15 protein-coding genes are annotated in these 16,963 nt (G+C 72.2%); 9 read left to right on the forward strand and 6 right to left on the reverse strand.

The features are described 5' to 3' along the window. Positions 1 to 143 precede the first annotated feature (143 nt). Positions 144 to 1,076, reverse strand: a complete 933-nt coding sequence (locus ABD332_RS22870) for an NADP-dependent oxidoreductase (protein WP_344504083.1) — start codon at positions 1,074 to 1,076, stop codon at positions 144 to 146. A gap of 104 nt (positions 1,077 to 1,180) precedes the next feature. Between ABD332_RS22870 and ABD332_RS22875 the strand changes: the two genes are divergently transcribed. Further along, entirely contained in the window at positions 1,181 to 2,146 is a 966-nt protein-coding gene (locus ABD332_RS22875) for a GlxA family transcriptional regulator (protein WP_344504084.1), read from the forward strand. Here ABD332_RS22875 and ABD332_RS22880 read toward each other — a convergent pair. Together ABD332_RS22880 and ABD332_RS22885 are read right to left on the reverse strand one after the other, a co-directional pair. Continuing rightward, complete coding sequence (locus tag ABD332_RS22880; RefSeq protein ID WP_344504085.1) at positions 2,110 to 3,480, reverse strand: hypothetical protein; 1,371 nt, start codon at positions 3,478 to 3,480, stop codon at positions 2,110 to 2,112. The two genes, ABD332_RS22875 and ABD332_RS22880, sit on opposite strands and share 37 nt — an antisense overlap. Before the next feature lie 2 nt (positions 3,481 to 3,482). Then, a complete protein-coding gene (locus tag ABD332_RS22885) occupies positions 3,483 to 4,817 on the reverse strand; it encodes an ROK family transcriptional regulator (protein WP_344504086.1) in 1,335 nt (444 codons plus the stop codon). Positions 4,818 to 5,114: 297 nt separating this feature from the next. Between ABD332_RS22885 and mmsA the strand changes: the two genes are divergently transcribed. The 6 genes from mmsA (at position 5,115) to ABD332_RS22915 (ending at position 11,360) form a co-directional block, all read left to right on the forward strand. Further along, positions 5,115 to 6,683 carry a multiple monosaccharide ABC transporter ATP-binding protein gene (mmsA, locus tag ABD332_RS22890; RefSeq protein WP_344504087.1) on the forward strand — a complete coding sequence of 523 codons (1,569 nt, stop codon included), beginning with the start codon at positions 5,115 to 5,117 and terminating at the stop codon, positions 6,681 to 6,683. Beyond that, complete coding sequence (mmsB, locus tag ABD332_RS22895) at positions 6,680 to 7,978, forward strand: multiple monosaccharide ABC transporter permease (RefSeq protein ID WP_344504088.1); 1,299 nt, start codon at positions 6,680 to 6,682, stop codon at positions 7,976 to 7,978. The genes mmsA and mmsB overlap by 4 nt, the downstream gene beginning before the upstream one ends. A gap of 56 nt (positions 7,979 to 8,034) precedes the next feature. Next, complete coding sequence (locus ABD332_RS22900; RefSeq protein ID WP_344504089.1) at positions 8,035 to 9,147, forward strand: substrate-binding domain-containing protein; 1,113 nt, start codon at positions 8,035 to 8,037, stop codon at positions 9,145 to 9,147. A gap of 114 nt (positions 9,148 to 9,261) precedes the next feature. Continuing rightward, entirely contained in the window at positions 9,262 to 10,443 is a 1,182-nt protein-coding gene (locus ABD332_RS22905; protein ID WP_344504091.1) for an ROK family protein, read from the forward strand. A gap of 152 nt (positions 10,444 to 10,595) precedes the next feature. Next, positions 10,596 to 10,928, forward strand: coding sequence for a hypothetical protein (locus ABD332_RS22910; RefSeq protein WP_344504092.1), 333 nt, complete (start codon positions 10,596 to 10,598; stop codon positions 10,926 to 10,928). 153 nt (positions 10,929 to 11,081) lie between these two features. Continuing rightward, positions 11,082 to 11,360 carry a hypothetical protein gene (locus ABD332_RS22915; protein WP_344504093.1) on the forward strand — a complete coding sequence of 93 codons (279 nt, stop codon included), beginning with the start codon at positions 11,082 to 11,084 and terminating at the stop codon, positions 11,358 to 11,360. A 60-nt stretch (positions 11,361 to 11,420) separates the two neighbouring features. Here the strand turns inward: ABD332_RS22915 and ABD332_RS22920 are convergent, their stop codons facing one another. Both ABD332_RS22920 and ABD332_RS22925 read right to left on the reverse strand, forming a co-directional pair. Then, positions 11,421 to 12,299 carry a hypothetical protein gene (locus ABD332_RS22920; RefSeq protein WP_344504094.1) on the reverse strand — a complete coding sequence of 293 codons (879 nt, stop codon included), beginning with the start codon at positions 12,297 to 12,299 and terminating at the stop codon, positions 11,421 to 11,423. After that, on the reverse strand, positions 12,296 to 12,688 hold the full coding sequence (locus tag ABD332_RS22925; protein ID WP_344504095.1) for a hypothetical protein: 393 nt from the start codon (positions 12,686 to 12,688) through the stop codon (positions 12,296 to 12,298). Before ABD332_RS22925 ends, ABD332_RS22920 begins: the two co-directional genes overlap by 4 nt. Before the next feature lie 158 nt (positions 12,689 to 12,846). On the opposite strand from ABD332_RS22925, the gene ABD332_RS22930 reads away from it, so the two are divergent. Both ABD332_RS22930 and ABD332_RS22935 read left to right on the forward strand, forming a co-directional pair. Next, positions 12,847 to 13,203: a YciI family protein gene (locus ABD332_RS22930; protein WP_344504096.1), complete on the forward strand. Its 357-nt coding sequence runs from the start codon at positions 12,847 to 12,849 to the stop codon at positions 13,201 to 13,203. A gap of 128 nt (positions 13,204 to 13,331) precedes the next feature. Further along, entirely contained in the window at positions 13,332 to 14,489 is a 1,158-nt protein-coding gene (locus ABD332_RS22935) for an RNA polymerase sigma factor (protein WP_344504440.1), read from the forward strand. Here the strand turns inward: ABD332_RS22935 and ABD332_RS22940 are convergent. After that, positions 14,479 to 16,899: a glycoside hydrolase family 2 protein gene (locus tag ABD332_RS22940; protein ID WP_344504097.1), complete on the reverse strand. Its 2,421-nt coding sequence runs from the start codon at positions 16,897 to 16,899 to the stop codon at positions 14,479 to 14,481. The two genes, ABD332_RS22935 and ABD332_RS22940, sit on opposite strands and share 11 nt — an antisense overlap. Positions 16,900 to 16,963: the final 64 nt, after the last annotated feature.

Here is a 16,963-nt window from a genome sequence, read left to right on the forward strand (position 1 = left end):
ACGACGGGTTGGCCGGCGATGTGGATTCGCGGGCCGACGGCGACTTGAACACGGCCCGGTCCAGGAAGGGCGTGCGCAGCCGGCCAGCGGCGAGGCAGACTGTCGGCCGGTCAAGCCACCGTCAGCAGCTAACAGGCGGCGGCTCAGTGGGCGACGGTGAGGACGACCTTTCCGGCTGAGCGGCCGGTCGCGACGAGTTCGTGGGCGCGGGCGACCTCCTCCAGCGGCAGGACGGTGTCGACCACGACCCGCAGGTCGCCCTTGTCGACCAGGTCGGCGAGTGACCGCAGCCCAGCGTGGTCGGGCTGCACGAGCAGGAATCCGGCCCGGCGGCCCTGCTGCCGGGCCTCGTCCGCCAGGTACGCCTCGGCGGGCGAGGCGAGGGACACCAGGATGCCGCCGGGGCGCAGGGTGCTGAGGGAGCGGGGGCCGTACTCGCCGCCGATCGGGTCGATCACGGCGTCCAGGTCGGTGGCGGCGTCCTCGAACTTGACCGCGGTGTAGTCGATCACCTCGTCCGCGCCGAGGTCGCGGAGCAGGTCGTGCTTGGCGGGGCTGGCGGTGCCGATGACGTGCGCGCCGCGGGACTTCGCGATCTGCACCGCGAGGTGGCCGACGCCGCCGGCGGCCGCGTGGATCAGGACCCGTTGGCCCGGCTGGACGTCCGCGGTGTCGACGACCGCCTGCCACGCGGTCAGGCCGGCCAGGCCGAGGCCCGCGGCCTCCACATGGGACAGTCGGGCCGGCTTGCGGGCCAGGTGCCGTGCCGGTGATGTCACGAAGTCCGCGTACGTGCCCGCCGCCTCCGGCAGGCGTGGCATGCCGAACACCTCGTCGCCCGGGCGCAGCCAGGTCACGCCGAGGCCGGTCTCCTCGACGACGCCGGACACGTCCCAGCCGAGCCGGACCGTGGTGCCGAGCAGGCCGCCGGTCGTGCGGTGCCACAGGTCGGTGGGGTTCACCGCGGTCGCGTGGACGCGGACGAGGACCTCCGAGATCCCCGGCTGGGGGCGGTCCACCTCCACGACCCGCAGCACCTCGGGACCGCCGAACCCGTCTTGACCGATCGCGCGCATCTTGTTGCTTCCCATCTGTTCGTACGACGTGTGTGCGTTCAGCGTCGCCGTGACGGGTGCCGCTTTCGAGTGGCCACATTGCCAGTATGTGCAAAGATCTGGCCATGGCAGCCACCGTGCATCGGGTCGTCGTCCTTGCCCTGGACGGGGTGTATCCGTTCGAGCTGAGCATTCCGAGCAGGATCTTCGGCACCGCCGGGCCGCTGCTGTACGAGGTGGTGACGTGCAGCCTCGACGGCGCCCCGGTCCGCACGGGCTACGACTTCGACGTCGCCGTCCAGCACGACGCGTCCGCGATCGACACCGCCGACACGCTGGTCGTGCCGCCGTTCGTGTGCGCGCCCGACGGGCCCCGCGACTGGCTGCCCGCTCCACTGGCCGCGGCGCTGCGACGGCGGCGTCCCGGGACGAGGATCGTGTCGATCTGCACCGCCTCCTATGTGCTGGCCGCGGCGGGGCTGCTCGACGGCCGCCGGGCCACCACGCACTGGAACGACGCCGAGCACTTCCAGCGCACGTTCCCTCAGATCGACGTCGACGCGTCTGTACTGTTCATCGACGACGGCGACGTGTTGACGGCGGCCGGTGCCGCCTCGGGGATCGACGTGTGCCTGCACCTGATCCGGCGGGACCACGGCAGCGCGGTCGCCAACCGGGTCGCCCGGCTCTGCGTCGTGCCACCGTGGCGGGAGGGCGGGCAGGCGCAGTACATCGACCGGCCGGTCCCGGCTCCGTCCACGGCGACGACGGCGGCGACCCGGCAGTGGGCCCTCGGCCGCCTCGACCGCCCGATCTCCCTGGCCGAGCTGGCGGCGCACGCGAGGATGAGCGTGCGGACGTTCTCCCGCCGGTTCCGCGAGGAGGTCGGCATGACGTCGGGGCAGTGGCTGACCCGCCAGCGGGTGGAGCACGCCAGGCGCCTGCTGGAGACGACCGACCTGCCGGTCGACCGGGTCGCCGCGGAGTCGGGCTTCGGCACCGCCGCCTCCATGCGCCAGCACCTCGCCGGCGCCATCGGCGTCCCGCCCATGGCCTACCGCAACACGTTCCGCGCTTCCGCACCGGCCTGACCCGACGCATCGGCCGCAGAAGCCGCAGCCTCGGAAGCCGCGACCGAGGGAGCCGCCGCCTCCGACGCGATGGCATCGGCGGCGGCGGTACGGAACTGCTGCGTCTCGACGACCCACCGGATGCGCTCCCGGTCACGTGGTGGCATCCGGGTCAGCAGATCGGCGACGTAGCCGGCGGGGAGAACGGTAACGAGGTCGTCGTCCGGCCATCCGTTGGGCAGGGCCGCGAGCACCAGCGCCGCGGCGTCCGGAGCCAGCGCGGTCAGGAACCGGGCGGTGACGTCAGGCGGTCGCCACCGCAATTGCTGGGCGGCCCGCAGGGGTGTCATCGCCGCGAGCCGCGCCACGGCGTCCCCGAAATCCATCAGCAGCAGGATTTCCGTCCGTTTCGGGCGGGGGAACCTGGCGGCGGCCGCCGCGGGTGGCATGGCGGCGAGCAGGCGGGCGGCAAGCGGCTCCGGCATCGCGTTGAACATCCAGGCCGCCGACCGCGGATCCATGGCGGCGACCGCACCGGCCAGCGCGGCGACATCCGGCACGGCAGCATCGGCCTCCGCCGGCGCCGGGGGAGGGGCGGACAGCAAGGCCGCGACGATCCGAGCGGCCGGGGCCGGTTCGAGGGCCTCGAACACCGCGGTCAGCCGTGCCGTGCCCAGGCCGGCGAGCTCCGCCGCAGCGACGGCCGGCGGCAGCGCGGCGAGGTCGGCGGCGGGCCGTGGGTGGGTGATCGGCACGCCGTGCGTGCGGCGCCAGCGGCGCCACGAGCGGGTCGTCAGGCTCTCGCGGGGGTGGTCGATCAGCCACAGCAGATAGCCGGCGCGGAGCCGGACGGCCTGGTCGGGCGAGCCGGCCCCGATCCGCAGCCGGTCCCGCAGCGACGGGCCGTCGAGGAACCGAGCCAGCCTGACGGGATGGCGTCCGGATCTGGGTTGGCGCGAACCGGTGCCGGCGTGGACGGCGTCGAGCACCAGATCCTCCAGCACGGCCCGGGCCCGCTCGGACACGCCGTGGCGGATGAACGCGTCGTCGGGCCAGCTGCCGCGCGGCAAGCGGGGCACCACCCGGCGCCACTCGGCCGGGAACTGCCGCCGCCACTGTACGAACAGCAGCGCGTACGGCTCGAGCGCGCGCAGCTCGCCGGCGGTCAGGTCGGTCGGGTACGCGGCGTACGCGGCGACCGGGTCGGCGAGGGTGCCGGTCGGGTGGGACTCGTAGCGCCGCCAGAGCAGCGCGACATGGCGTTCCACCGCGGCGGCCCTGACGGCGGGGTCGGCGGAGACGAGGTCGAAGACCCACGCGTACGCGGGCAGGGTGCGCAGGTCGAACCAGCCCATGGTCACTCCGAAAGCAGGGCGGAGACCTGCGGGGAGAAGGTCGCGTGCAGGACCAGCGCCGCACCGCCCACGACGGCGGAGTCGACGCCGAGGGGGGACAGCGCGACGTCGACGACGCGGATGTGACGGGCCAGGGGACGGGTGGCGAGGGCGCGGACGACGGCGTCGCGGAAGCGGTCCTCGACGTGGCGGATGCCGTGACCGCCGAGGATGACCAGGTCGACGTCGATGATGTTGACGACGTTGACGACGACGGTGGCGAGGTGCTCGGCGGCGGCGTCGATGACGGAGACGGCCAGGGGGTCGCCCGCGGCGGCGGCGAGGCAGATCGCCGGATGATCGACGGTGGACGGGTCGGCACGGAACGCGGCGGCGAGCGCCGACTCAGGCGCCCCGGCAACCGGCGGCGGCTCAACCACCGCAGCGGCAACGGGCGACGCCCTGCCAACCGAAGCGGCAGTGAGCGACGCCTTGGCGACCGGATCGGCAGCGAGCGATGACCCGGCAACCGGGGCGGTCGCGGACGACGAAACGGCGGCCGGGGAAGCGGCGAGGAGGCGGTGGGCGGCGGCGACGATCGCGGGCGGGTTGACCAGGCTCTCCAGGCAGCCGCGGTTACCGCAGTAACAGCCGGGCCCGTCGTCGGCGACGGTCGTGTGGCCGAACTCGGCGGCGTTCATCGAACCGCCGCGGAAGACCTGGTGGCCGAGGACGAGGCCGCCGCCGACGCCGGTGCCGAGGTGGAAGTAGGCGAAGTTGGCGACGCCGCGGCCCGCGCCGGCCCAGCGCTCGCCGACGGCGGCGGCGGTCGCGTCGTTGTCGAGCGTGACGTCGAGGCCGGTGGCGGTCGCGAGCATCTCCTTGATGGGCACGCGGGTCCAGTTGGCCAGCTGCGGCGGTGAGATGACCATTCCGACGTGCTGGTCGATGGGGCCGGGGGCGGCGAGGCCGAGGCCGAGGACCCGGTCGCGCTCGACGCCGGCCTCCCGCAGGACCTCGTCGACGAGCTCGGCCATCGCGGCGGTCACCACGGCCGGGTCGGCGGGGCGCGGGGTGGGGCGGCGGGCGGTGACCAGGGGGCGGCCGAGGAGGTCGACGACGACCGCGGCGAGCTCGACCGGGTCGAAGTGCAGGCCGACGGCGCGGCCGGCGTCGGCGTTGATGCGCAGGACGGTGCGGGGCTTGCCACCGCTGGAGCTGCGGGCGCCGTCCTCGTGGACGATGCCCTCGTCGATCAGCCGGCGGACGATGCCGGAGACGGTCTGCGGGGTCAGGCCGGTGTGCTGCGCGATCTCCACACGGCTGACGCCGTCGGCTAACTGAATCTGATCCAGCACCACAGCTCGGTTGTATTGCCCTACTTTAGGGAGGTTGGTCCCTACCTGTCGCACCCGTTACCGCCTTCGCACCCGTTGCTCATCACATCCTCTCCCAGGACGTTGACTTTGTAAAACAATTTGATTTACGCTCGGACACACGCAGCTCACCGCCCAGACACGAGACCGTGCCTCGCGAGGCAGCGTCATTACCGGATTGTTACCAACCAGTCCAGCTGGCGGCTTTGCAAAGTCTGCGATCTGAAATAAGTTGGTCGCCACAACAAATGTGCCAACTGGCGTTCCCCCGGAGGCAACATGACGAGCAGCGCTCCGGTCTTGCTGGAGATGCGGTCGATCACCAAGGAGTTCCCCGGCGTCAAGGCGTTGTCGGACGTCAACCTGGTGGTCCGGTCCGGCGAGATCCACGCCATCTGCGGCGAGAACGGTGCCGGCAAGTCCACTCTGATGAAGGTGCTCAGCGGCGTCTACCCGTATGGGTCCTACGACGGCGACATCTTCTACCAGGGCAACCAGGTCCGCTTCCCGGACATCCGGTCCAGCGAGCACGCCGGCATCGTGATCATCCACCAGGAGCTCGCCCTCGTCCCGGGCATGTCGATCACCGAGAACCTGTTCCTGGGCAACGAGCCGAAGAAGTTCGGTGCGATCGACTGGCAGGCCGCCAACAAGAAGGCCTACGAGCTGATGGCGCTGGTCGGCCTCAAGGAAGACCCCGACACCCTCATCAAGGACATCGGCGTCGGCAAGCAGCAGCTCGTGGAGATCGCGAAGGCGTTCGCCAAGGAGGTGCGGCTGCTGATCCTCGACGAGCCGACCGCCGCGCTCAACCAGAACGACTCCCAGCACCTGCTGGACCTGCTCACAGGGTTCAAGGAGCGGGGCATCACCTCGATCATGATCTCGCACAAGCTCAACGAGATCGAGGCGATCGCCGACACCATCACGATCCTGCGCGACGGCAAGACCATCGAGAGCCTCGACGTCAAGGGCGACGGGGTCAACGAGGACCGGATCGTGCGGGGCATGGTGGGCCGCGACCTCAACAGCCGCTTCCCCGACCACACGCCGAAGATCGGCGAGGTGTTCTTCGAGGTCCGCGACTGGACGGTCCGGCACCCGATCTCCGCCGAGCGCCTCGTGTGCAAGAACTCGGCCTTCAACGTCCGGCGCGGCGAGATCGTCGGCTTCGCCGGCCTGATGGGTGCCGGCCGCACGGAGCTCGCGATGAGCATCTTCGGCCGGTCCTATGGGACCTGGCTGTCGGGGCACATCTTCAAGGACGGCAAGGAGATCGAGCTCAAGTCGGTCTCCGAGGCCATCAAGGCGGGCCTTGCGTATGTCAGCGAGGACCGCAAGGCGGTCGGGCTCAACCTCCTCGACGACATCAAGACGTCGATGGTCGCGGCCAAGTTGTCGAAGATCTCCCGCAACGGCGTGCTCGACCCGATCAAGGAGCACTCCGCCGCCGAGGCCTACCGCAAGAGCCTGCGGGTCAAGACCCCGACGGTCGACGAGGGCGTCACCAAGCTCTCCGGCGGCAACCAGCAGAAGGTCGTCCTGGCGAAGTGGATGTTCACCGACCCGGACCTGCTGATCCTCGACGAGCCGACCCGCGGCATCGACGTGGGCGCCAAGTACGAGATCTACGGGATCATCCAGCAGCTCGCCGACCAGGGTAAGGGCGTCATCGTCATCTCGTCCGAGCTGCCCGAGCTGATCGGCCTGTGCGACCGCATCTACACCGTGTTCGAGGGCACCATCACCGGCAACATCGAACGCCGCGACGCCAACCCGGAACTCCTCATGAAGCAGATGACCTCCGCGAAGACCGCGCCGACCATGAAGAAGATGCCGACGTCATGAGCCGATTCAAAGACCTGCAGAAGAACCTCTTCGGAGGCTCGACCTCCAACGCCCGGCAGTTCGGGATGATCTTCGCGCTCCTGGCGACCATCCTGTTCTTCCAGTTCAAGACCGACGGCCTGACCCTCACGTCCGGCAACCTGATCAACGTCGTCCTCCAGGGCTCGTACATCCTGATCCTGGCCATCGGCATGCTGATGGTCATCGTGGCCGGTCACATCGACCTGTCCGTCGGATCGGTCGCCGCCTTCGTCGGCATCATCGTGGCGAAGGTCATGAAGGAGTGGGACCTGCCCTGGTGGGCGGCGATCCTCTTCGGCCTCGGCGTCGGCGCGATCGTCGGGGCGTGGCACGGCTTCTGGGTCGCCTACATCGGCGTGCCGGCCTTCATCGTCACGCTCGCCGGCATGCTGCTGTTCCGCGGCGGCAACCAGTACATCGGCAACGCCGACTCGGTGCCGGTGCCGGCGGCCTTCAAGGAGATCGGCGCGGGCTACCTGCCCGAGGTCGGGCCCGACACCGGGTACAACAACCTGACATTGCTGCTCGGCCTGGCCGCCTGCCTCGCCGTGGTCTACCGGGAGTACCGGGCCCGGCAGGTGCGCTTCGCGATGAACGCGGACCCGACCCCGATCTGGGTGTCGGCCATCCGCCTGGCGGTCATGCTCGGCGTGATCATCTTCGCCACGCTGCGCTTCGCCGGCGGCCGGGTGGGCACCAGCTTCCCGATCTCCGGCATCATCCTGGCGGTCCTGATCCTCTGGTACTCCTTCTACACCCGCAACACGGCCGGCGGCCGCTACATCTACGCGGTGGGCGGCAACTCCCGCGCCGCGGAGCTGTCGGGCGTGAAGCTCAAGCGGGTCAACTTCTTTGTCATGTTCAACATGTCGGTCCTCGCCGCACTGGCCGGCATGATCTTCGTGGCCCGTTCCGGCGCCTCCGGCCCGCAGGACGGCCTCAGCTGGGAGCTGGACGCCATCGCGGCCGTCTTCATCGGCGGCGCGGCGGTCTCCGGCGGCCTCGGCACCATCAGCGGTTCGATCGTCGGCGGTCTGGTCATGGCCTTCCTCACCAACGGCCTCCAGCTGCTCGGCACCGGCGCCGACAAGACCCAGATCATCAAGGGTCTGTTCCTGCTCGCCGCCGTCGCGTTCGACGTCTACAACAAGAGCCAGGGTCGCTTCTCGATCATCGGATCGTTGAGCAAACCCTTCCGCCGGGAGTCAACCGGAGGTCCGTCCGCACCATCCGGAACCGGACAAGAGGCCGCCAAGACCCCGGTGGCCGGCTGACGCCCTGTCCCGCCCCAACACCCGCACCTCCCATCCGAAGAAAGGCAATCCGAAACATGCGCAAGTTCCTCACCAGGAGCCTCGCCGTCAGCGCGGTCGCTCTGCTCGCACTCGGCACCGCCGCCTGTGGCGACTCGGAGCGCGAGGGCAGCAGCAGCCCGAGCGGTGCCGCCGCCAAGGGCTTCGCCGCCGACTCGCTGATCGGTGTCGCGCTGCCGTCGAAGACGTCGGAGAACTGGGTGCTCGCCGGTGACCTGTTCACCAACGGCCTCAAGGACGCCGGCTTCAAGTCCGACGTGCAGTACGCCGGTGCCTCGACCACGGTCGCGGACCAGCAGGCGCAGATCTCCGCCATGGTCACCAAGGGCGCGAAGGTCATCGTCATCGGCGCGACCGACGCCGCGCAGCTGTCGACCCAGGTCAAGGCCGCCCACGACGCCGGCATCAAGGTCGTCGCGTACGACCGCCTCATCACCCAGACGCCGGACCTGGACTACTACATCGCGTTCGACAACTTCAAGGTCGGCCAGCTCCAGGGCCAGGCCCTGCTGGACGGCATGAAGGCCAAGAAGGCGACCGGCCCGTGGACCGTCGAGCTGTTCTCCGGCTCGCCGGACGACAACAACGCCGGTGTGTTCTTCAACGGCGCGATGGACGTGCTCAAGCCGCTCATCGACAAGGGTGACGTCATCGTCGGCTCCGGCCAGAAGGACGTCAAGCAGACCGCGATCCAGGGCTGGAAGGCCGAGGGTGCGCAGCAGCGCATGGACTCCCTGCTGACCTCGACCTACACCGCCGGCAAGACCCTCGACGGCGTGCTCTCCCCGAACGACACCCTGGCCCGCGCGATCATCACCTCGGTGAAGGCCGCCAACAAGCCGATCCCGGTCGTCACCGGCCAGGACTCCGAGGTCGAGTCGGTCAAGTCGATCATGGCTGGCGAGCAGTACTCCACGATCAACAAGGACACCCGCAAGCTGGTCGCCGAGACCATCAACATGGTGAAGGCGCTGCAGGCCGGTAACGAGCCGACCATCAACGACACCAAGTCCTACAACAACGGCGTCAAGGTCGTCCCGTCCTACCTGCTCCCGCCGGTGATCGTGACCAAGGCCAACGCCGCCGAGGCGTACGCCAACGACCCGAAGCTGTCCCCGCTCACCAAGTAACTCGAGCGATCCGCTAACACAGCGATCAGGTAGTACGAGGCAACTCACCGTCGTGGGCCCCCGGAACACGGTTCCGGGGGCCCACGGCCGCTCTAGGGAGCGAAGGAGCGATCCGTGTCCACGAGCCCCCAGCGGAGCACCCCGACCCAGGACTCGGTCCGCCGCCAGAACCTGGGCGCGCTGCTGCGATACGTGCACGTCAGCGGCGACACGTCCCGCGCCGAGCTGACCAACCAGCTCGGTCTCAACCGCAGCACCATCGGTGCCCTCACCGCGGACCTCGCCGGCGCCGGGCTCATCGACGAGGGCGTGCCGCAGGAGACCGGCCGGGCCGGTCGGCCGTCGCTGGTCGTGCGGCCGAGGTCGTCGTGGGTGTACGGCTACGCGATGAGCATCGAGGTCGACCGGCTGCGCGCGGCGCGGGTCGGGCTCGGCGGCAAGGTCCTCGACAGCCGCGAACTGCCCCGCCCGCACGGCACGGCGGTCCGCGACACCGTCGCGACGCTCGCCGGGTTCGTCCGCGACATGCAGCGCACGGTGTCGGCGTCAGGGCCCGGCGGCGCCGTCTTCGTCGGCAGCGGCATCGCCGTGTCCCGCATGATGCGCCACGCCGACGGCACCGTCCGCATGCTGCCCGCCGGGGCGCGGCTCGGGTCCGACCTCGACGGGTGGTCGGAGCTGGGTCTGGACAGGGAGCCGCTCGTCGGCAACGTGGCCGACCTCGCCGCGCTCGCCGAGCACACCCGGGGCGCCGCTGTCGGCCTCGACAACGTCGTCTACCTGCACGGCGACGCCGGCATCAGCGCCGGGATCATCGCCGGCGGGCGGCGCGTCACCGGCCATGGCGGTCACGGCGGCGAGGTCGGGCACATGGTCGTCAACCCGCAGGGCCGCGACTGCGGCTGCGGCTCGCGGGGCTGCTGGGAGACCGAGATCGCCCGGCACGTGCCGCTGGACCGCGCCGGCGTCCTCGCGGCCGTCGAGGCGGCCCGGCGCGGCGACCCGCCCGCGCGCGCCGCGGTGCGCCAGGCCGCGGACTGGCTCGGCTTCGGGGTCGCCAACCTGGTCAACGTCTTCAACCCGACGGCGGTCGTCTTCGGCGGCGCGCTGCGGGAGCTGTACCTGACGGGCGCCGCCCACGTCCGGAGCCGCCTCTCGACGATGTCGCTGCCGGCCTGCCGGGAGCACGTACGGCTGCGGACGCCGCTGCTCGGGGACGACGCCCCGCTGGTCGGCGCGGCCGAGCTCGCCTTCGAGCGCCTCCTCGCCGACCCCCTGGAAACCGCCGAGACCTGACCTCCGGAAACCGCCGGGCGCCGCGGACGTGGGGGCTGCGGGCCGGCGACCGGGCCGACCACTGGCTGGCGTTCCGGCTCAACCGGCGCCTGTACGACTCCCTCGCCGGACACGACGTCGCCGGGCGCGGCAACCCGGTGGCCCGGGCCGCGATGCTCCTGCTCGCCACCCCGCTCGCGCTGGTCCCGCCGCTGCTGCTCGGCACCGGCGTCCACCTGACGCTCAGCGGCACCCCGTCCGGTCACGTCATCGGCCCGGTCCTGCTCATCGGCGTGATCTCCGCGGCCTGGCCGCACCGCCGCGACCGGCACTGGCAGCCGTGGATCGTCGACCGGGCCGCGGCGCCGGCGCTGTTCGCCCTCCTCGACCGGGTCGCCGCGGCGTCGTCGTCCGCACCGCCATCGGGGTCCTGCGGAACCTGCTCGACATGCTCGGTTCCACGCTCCGGATGGGCATCTGGATGCTGCCGCTGGTGGTCGTCGTGAGCCCGGTGCTGTGGCTGCTGTCCACGGCGCTGCTGGTCCTGTCCGGCCGGGACAGCCAGCGCGCCGAGTACCTCGCCGACCAGATCGCCACCCGGGTCGCCGGCTCCGCGGCCATGGAGGGCCTGTTCGACGGCCTGGTCGTCGCCGGCGGCGATGTCGGCCGGTCACCGCCGCCACGCCGACCCCCACGCCTGGCGGTCCGCCGCCGGCCGGCTGCGCGGCGCGGCGACCCTGGACGCCGAGCGGACGCTCACCCTCAGGCACCAGGCGGCGCCGCTGGACTCGCATCCGCCGACCGGGCTGCGCCGGCGGATGGTCCGGTCGTGGGCCGTCCAGGAGCCGCGGGTCGCGCCGTCCGAACAGGAGTGGACGGCGATCGAGCACGACCTGAGCCCGTGGTACGCGAAGCTGGCCGCCCGCCTCTGCGGCTGACGTCCCGCGCGCCCGGTCCCCGCGGACCCGGACGCAAGAACTGGATTCAGGAGCAGGAACTTAACGGACCACCGCGGTCAGGGCGTCGGGATCGTCGAAGTCGTCGGTGCCGGTGGCGTCCGGGTCCGCCGGTTCGGTGGCGAAGAGGGTGAGGGTGGCGCCCGGCGGCAGCGACTCGCGCAGCGCCGTCAGGTCCTCGCCGGGCCCGACCCGGTGCCAGCGGCGCTCCCCGCCGGACCGCTCCAGCAGCGGCAGCGCGGTGCCCGCCGCGGCCGCCCGGTCGGCCACCTCCGACCACCACGCGTCGCCCGCGACCGGCAGCGGCGGCACGACGGGGACGGCGCGCTTCGACAGCTCGAGCAGGCTCGCCCGCTCCTGCGGCCGGCTCCGCCGCGGCGCCAGCCGCGAGCGCAGCAGCGCGGCGTACACCCGGCGGCGGACCCCGAACACGGCGACGCCGAGCAGCACGACCAGCGCCAGCCGGGCCGCCAGGATCGGGATCATCCACCGCAGGCGCACCTCGAAGCCGTGCGCGGCCAGCAGATCCGCGTGGGGCAGCGTCGCCCCGGCCACGAGGGTGGCCGCGGCGCCGACCTGGAACACCGTCAGCGCGGTGGTGCGCAGGACCGTGGCGGGCTCCTCGCCGAGCCCTCGCACGGCGGCGGCGCTCAGCAGGTACCAGCCGGCGACGGCGGCGAGCAGGACGAAGAACAGCACCATCTGGGCCGTGCCGAGCCCCTGACCGGCCACCAGGACGTGCAGGTCGGGCGACGGCAGCGCGGCGCGGACCCGCAGCACGTACGCCAGGTCGTCCGCGGCCACGGCGGCGAAGACCCCGGCCACGGCGAGCAGGCCCCACGTGGCCCACTCGACCCGCGCGCCCGCGCCGCCCGCGGCGAGCCGGAACGGCGGCCGGACCGCCGCGACGTCCTGCGTCATACCCGCCACCCGCCCGCCACCGCGTGGAGCCGGTCGGCCGCGGGCACGTCGCCGGTCGTGACCGCCCAGCGGTCTCCGGCGACCAGCGCCGCCGGCAGGCCCGCGAAGCCGCTGGCGATCACGGTCAACCGCTCCGACTCGACCCAGGCGTCGCGCTGTGCGTTGTCGTCGAACGTCGCCACCGTGACGTCGAAGCCGCCCTCCTCGCAGGCGACGGTCTCCCGCGTTCCGGTGGCGTGCTTCGGCTCCGCCGGGGGGCAGCCGAGGAACGCGGCGAGCGCGGTAGCCGACGGCGCGTCGGACGCGTCGGACTCACGGCCGGACGCGATGCCGTAGGCCGCGATGACCGCGACGGCGACCAGCGTCCACAGGTAGCGTTGGAAAGACACGCGCGCACTGTACCGGCGCAAGGTCCACTGCGTTGACCGCCGGCGACCAGGATGTGTGCGTCGGGCGGGACGCCGCTGAAATTCCCTGGGGCCGCCTGTCGATTTCGGTGCCGCCCGCATCGTCGTACAGGTAAACGGCCGCTTGGAAGGGACAGCACGTGGCGAAGTACCTGATTCTCATCTACGGCGACGAGCAGCGCTGGGACGCCGAGACCCCGCAGGAGCTGCGGGCCAAGGACGAAGGGCACCGGGCGTTCGCCGCCACCGGCGGTGCCCGCGTCCTCGCCGGGCACGAGCTGGAGTCGTCCTCGACGGCGACGACGCTGCGCGGCAACGACGGCGAGGGGCTGCTGACGACCGACGGGCCGTTCCTGGAGGCGAAGGAGGCCCTCGGCGGCTTCTACGTCATCGAGGCCGCCGACCTCGACGCGGCGATCTCCCTGGCGGCGCTGCTGCCGGAGCTCGCGTCCGGCCACGGCGGCGTCGAGATCCGGCCGATCGTGGATCACGGGTGAGCGGCCCGGAGCGCAGCGGAGAGGCTGCTCACCAGCATTGCAGGGCCGACGTGCGGCGGTGCTGGAGCGAAGCGGAGGCGCCGTCGTGCGACGCAGTCGCGGAGGCGCACCGTCGCGAGTGGGCCCGCGTGCTCGCCGCGACGGTGCGGGTCACCCGCGACCTCGACCTCGCCGAGGAGTGCGTCCAGGAGGCGTACGCGCAGGCCCTGCGCACCTGGCCCACCGACGGCGTCCCGGCCCGTCCCGGCGCGTGGCTCACGACCGTCGCCCGCAACCGCGCCCTCGACGCGCTGCGCCGCGAGTCCGCCCTGCGCCGCGCGCTGCCACTGCTGGTGCCGGTGCCCGAGGCCGGGGAGCCCGCGCCCGACGGCCGGCTCGAGCTCATCTTCACCTGCTGCCACCCGGCCCTGTCCCGGGAGGCGCAGGTCGCGCTGACGCTGCGGCTCGTCTGCGGGCTGACGACCGCGGAGGTGGCGCGGGCGTTCCTCGTGCCGGAGGCGACGATGGCCGCCCGGGTGACCCGCGCCAAGCGGAAGATCAGCGCGGCCCGCATCCCGTTCCGGGTGCCGTCGCCGGACGAGCTGCCCGTGCGGGTCGGTGCCGTGCTCGAGGTCGTCCACCTCGTCTTCACCACCGGCCACACCGCGCCCGTCGGCGAGCAGCTGGTGCGGCAGGACCTGGTCGACGCCGCGATCGGCCTGGCCCGGGTGCTGCGGCTGCTGGTGCCGGGCGACGCCTCGGTCGCCGCCCTGCTGGCGCTGATGCTGCTGATCGACGCCCGCCGGGCCACCCGCGACGCCGGCGGCCGGCTGCTCCTGCTGTCCGAGCAGGACCGCACCCGCTGGGACGCCCGCCAGATCCGCGAGGGCACCGACCTGCTGACCTTCGCGCTGCGCCGCAGCCCCCCGACCCGCTATGCCGTCGAGGCCGCGATCGCCGCCGTTCACGCCGAGGCGCCCTCGTGGGAGGCGACCGACTGGCAGGAGATCGTCGCGCTGTACGACGTCCTCCTGCGCCTCTGGCCGTCGCCGGTCGTCGCGCTGAACCGCGCGGTCGCCGTAGGCCTGCGCGACGGTCCCGCGGCGGGGCTGTCCGCGCTCGCCCCGCTGCTCGACTCGCCGTCGCTGTCGACGTACGCCTACCTCAGCGCGGCCCGCGCCGACTTCCTCCGGCGGCTCGGCCGCCTGCCCGAGGCCGCCGAGGCGTACGCGGAAGCCCTGGCCCTGACCGGCAACGACGTGGAGCGCGCCTTCCTCGCGGCGCGCCTCGCATCGCTCACGCCGTGACGAGGTCGTTCGCGGTGCGCAGGACGGGGGCGGTGCGCCAGGCGGGGGAGTCCGGTGCGGGCAGGTCGGAGCCGGTGACGCGCAGGGTCACCGAGGCGCCCGGCAGCAGCGTCACGAGCTGGTCGTCGACCGTCGCAGAGGGGGAGAGACGGTCGGCGAACAGGGTCAGGTCGCGCACGAGCGTGCGGGCGGTGATCTCCACGTCGGCGCCGCCGTCGAACGGCCGGACGGTCACGTCGACCGAGGCGGCCGGGTAGGCCAGGTCGACGTCCTCGGCGAAGAACCACACCGCGCGGTCGGCGGTGATGAGCTCCGCCGACGGCGAGTCCGGCGTGACCACGTCCGCGGGCAGCGGCAGGGTCACCGACCCGAACGCCGGCACGTCGAGCGTGACCGTGGTCTTCGCCCGGATGTCGCCGGTGAAGGAGACCCGCTGCACGTCCAGCTGGGCCTGCCAGGGCAGCGCCGAGTCGTTGACGGCGACCAGCGCCGGTGCGCCGTCGCGCGGCTGGAAGGTGAGGAGGCGGTCGGCGTACACCCGCCGCAATGCGAACCAGAGCGGCTTGCGGCGGCCGTCGCCGTCCACGGCGGACCACGACGTGACGGGCCAGTTGTCGTTGAGCTGCCACAGGATCGTGCCCATGCACAGGGGGCGCAGCGAGCGGAAGTGTTCGATCCCGAACGTGATGGCGCGGGCCTGGTTGAGCTGCGTCGCCCAGTGCCAGTCGTCGAAGTCGGCGGGTGCGGGGAAGTGGCCGGCGAGGCCGCGGGCGAGCTTGCCGTTGCCGTCGGCGGCCTTCTGGTGGTGCAGGACGCCCGGTGAGGCCGGGGTCAGCGGGTCGTCGGAGACGGCGCGGCGCAGCGTGGCGAACGAGGGTGGCGCCTGGAAGCCGAACTCGGCCAGGAAGCGGGGGCGGTAGGTGCCGTAGTGCCGGTAGTCGTGGGTGTTCCACACGTCCCAGATGTGGGTGGTGCCGTGCGCGGGGTCGTTCGGGTGCACGTCCGGGGTCCCGGAGTAGGGGCTGCCCGGCCAGTACGGGCGGGAGGGGTCCAGCGAGTGGACGATCCCCGGCAGCACATCCAGGTAGTAGCCCTCGCCCCAGGTGCGGCCGTCGAGGGCGGCCTGCCAGTCCCAGTCGTGCCAGCCCCAGATGTTCTCGTTGTTGCCGACCCACATGACCAGGCTCGGGTGCGGCATCAGGCGGACGACCTGCTCGCGTGCCTCCGCGGCGACCTCCGACGCCAGGGGCTCCTCCTCGGGGTAGGCGGCGCACGCGAACAGGAAGTCCTGCCCGACGAGCAGCCCGAGGGAGTCGGCGAGGTCGTAGAAGTCCTCGCTCTCGTACCGGCCGCCGCCCCACACCCGCAGGTAGTTCACCCCGGCGTCGACGGCCTGGGTGAACCGTGCCTCGTAGCGGGCCCGGTCGACGCGGGTGACGAACGCGTCGTCGGGAATCCAGTTCACGCCCCGCACGAACACCGGCATCCCGTTGACGACCAGGGTGAACGCGGTCCCGTCGGCGTCGGCGGCGGTGTCCAGCTCCACCGTGCGGAAGCCGATGTGGCGCTGCCACGCGTCGAGCGGATCGGGGCCGGCGGACAGGGTCACCGACAGGTCGTACCGCGCGGGGTCACCGTAGCCGCGGGGCCACCACAGCCGCACGTCCGGCACCCGCACCCGCACCGACGCCTCGGTGGCCCCGGCCGGGACGGTCGCGGACGCCGTGACGCCGGCGACCGAGGCGGTCACGGTCAGCGGGTCGTCGGCGGCGCGTTCGACGGTCACGTGCACGTCCACGATGCCGTCGGCACCGTCAACGCTCACGACCGGCCGCACCGAGTCCAGGCGCGCCACCGACCACGACGAGAGTCCGATCGGCCGCCAGATGCCGGCGGTGACGAGGGTCGGACCCCAGTCCCAGCCGAAGTTCGAGGCCATCTTGCGGATGTACTGGAAGGGCTCGTCATACGCGTTGGGGCGGGCTCCGAGCGCGTCCCGGACGCCCAGCGCGTACTCGTACGCCGAGTCGAAGTGCACCTCGAGCACGTTGCCGACGGGTCGCAGCAGCGAGCGCACGTCGAACCGGTAGCCGCGGTGCATGTTCGCCGTCCGGCCCAGCCGCACCCCGTTGAGCGTCACCGTCGCCACCGTGTCCAGGCCGTCGGCGACCAGGTCGACCCGGTCGGCCTGGTCGGCCTCTGTGGCAGCGTCGAACGACGTCGAGTACACCCACGACGACCGGCCGATCCATGCCAGGTCCAGCTCGTTCGCGTCCAGGTACGGGTCGGGGATCAGCCCGGCGGCGAGCAGGTCCGTGTGCACGCAGCCCGGCACGGTCGCCGGCACGGGGCCGTCGATGGAGGGTGCGCGCAGGGTCCATCCCGAGTGGAGGGGACGCAGGACAAGCATGTGGTGTGCTCCCGTGGTCACTGCCGGACTGAACCGGATAAGTACGCGAAGCATGACCTTAAGT

It is taken from the genome of Dactylosporangium maewongense, from assembly GCF_039531485.1.
GTDB classification, from domain to species: Bacteria; Actinomycetota; Actinomycetes; order Mycobacteriales; family Micromonosporaceae; genus Dactylosporangium; species Dactylosporangium maewongense.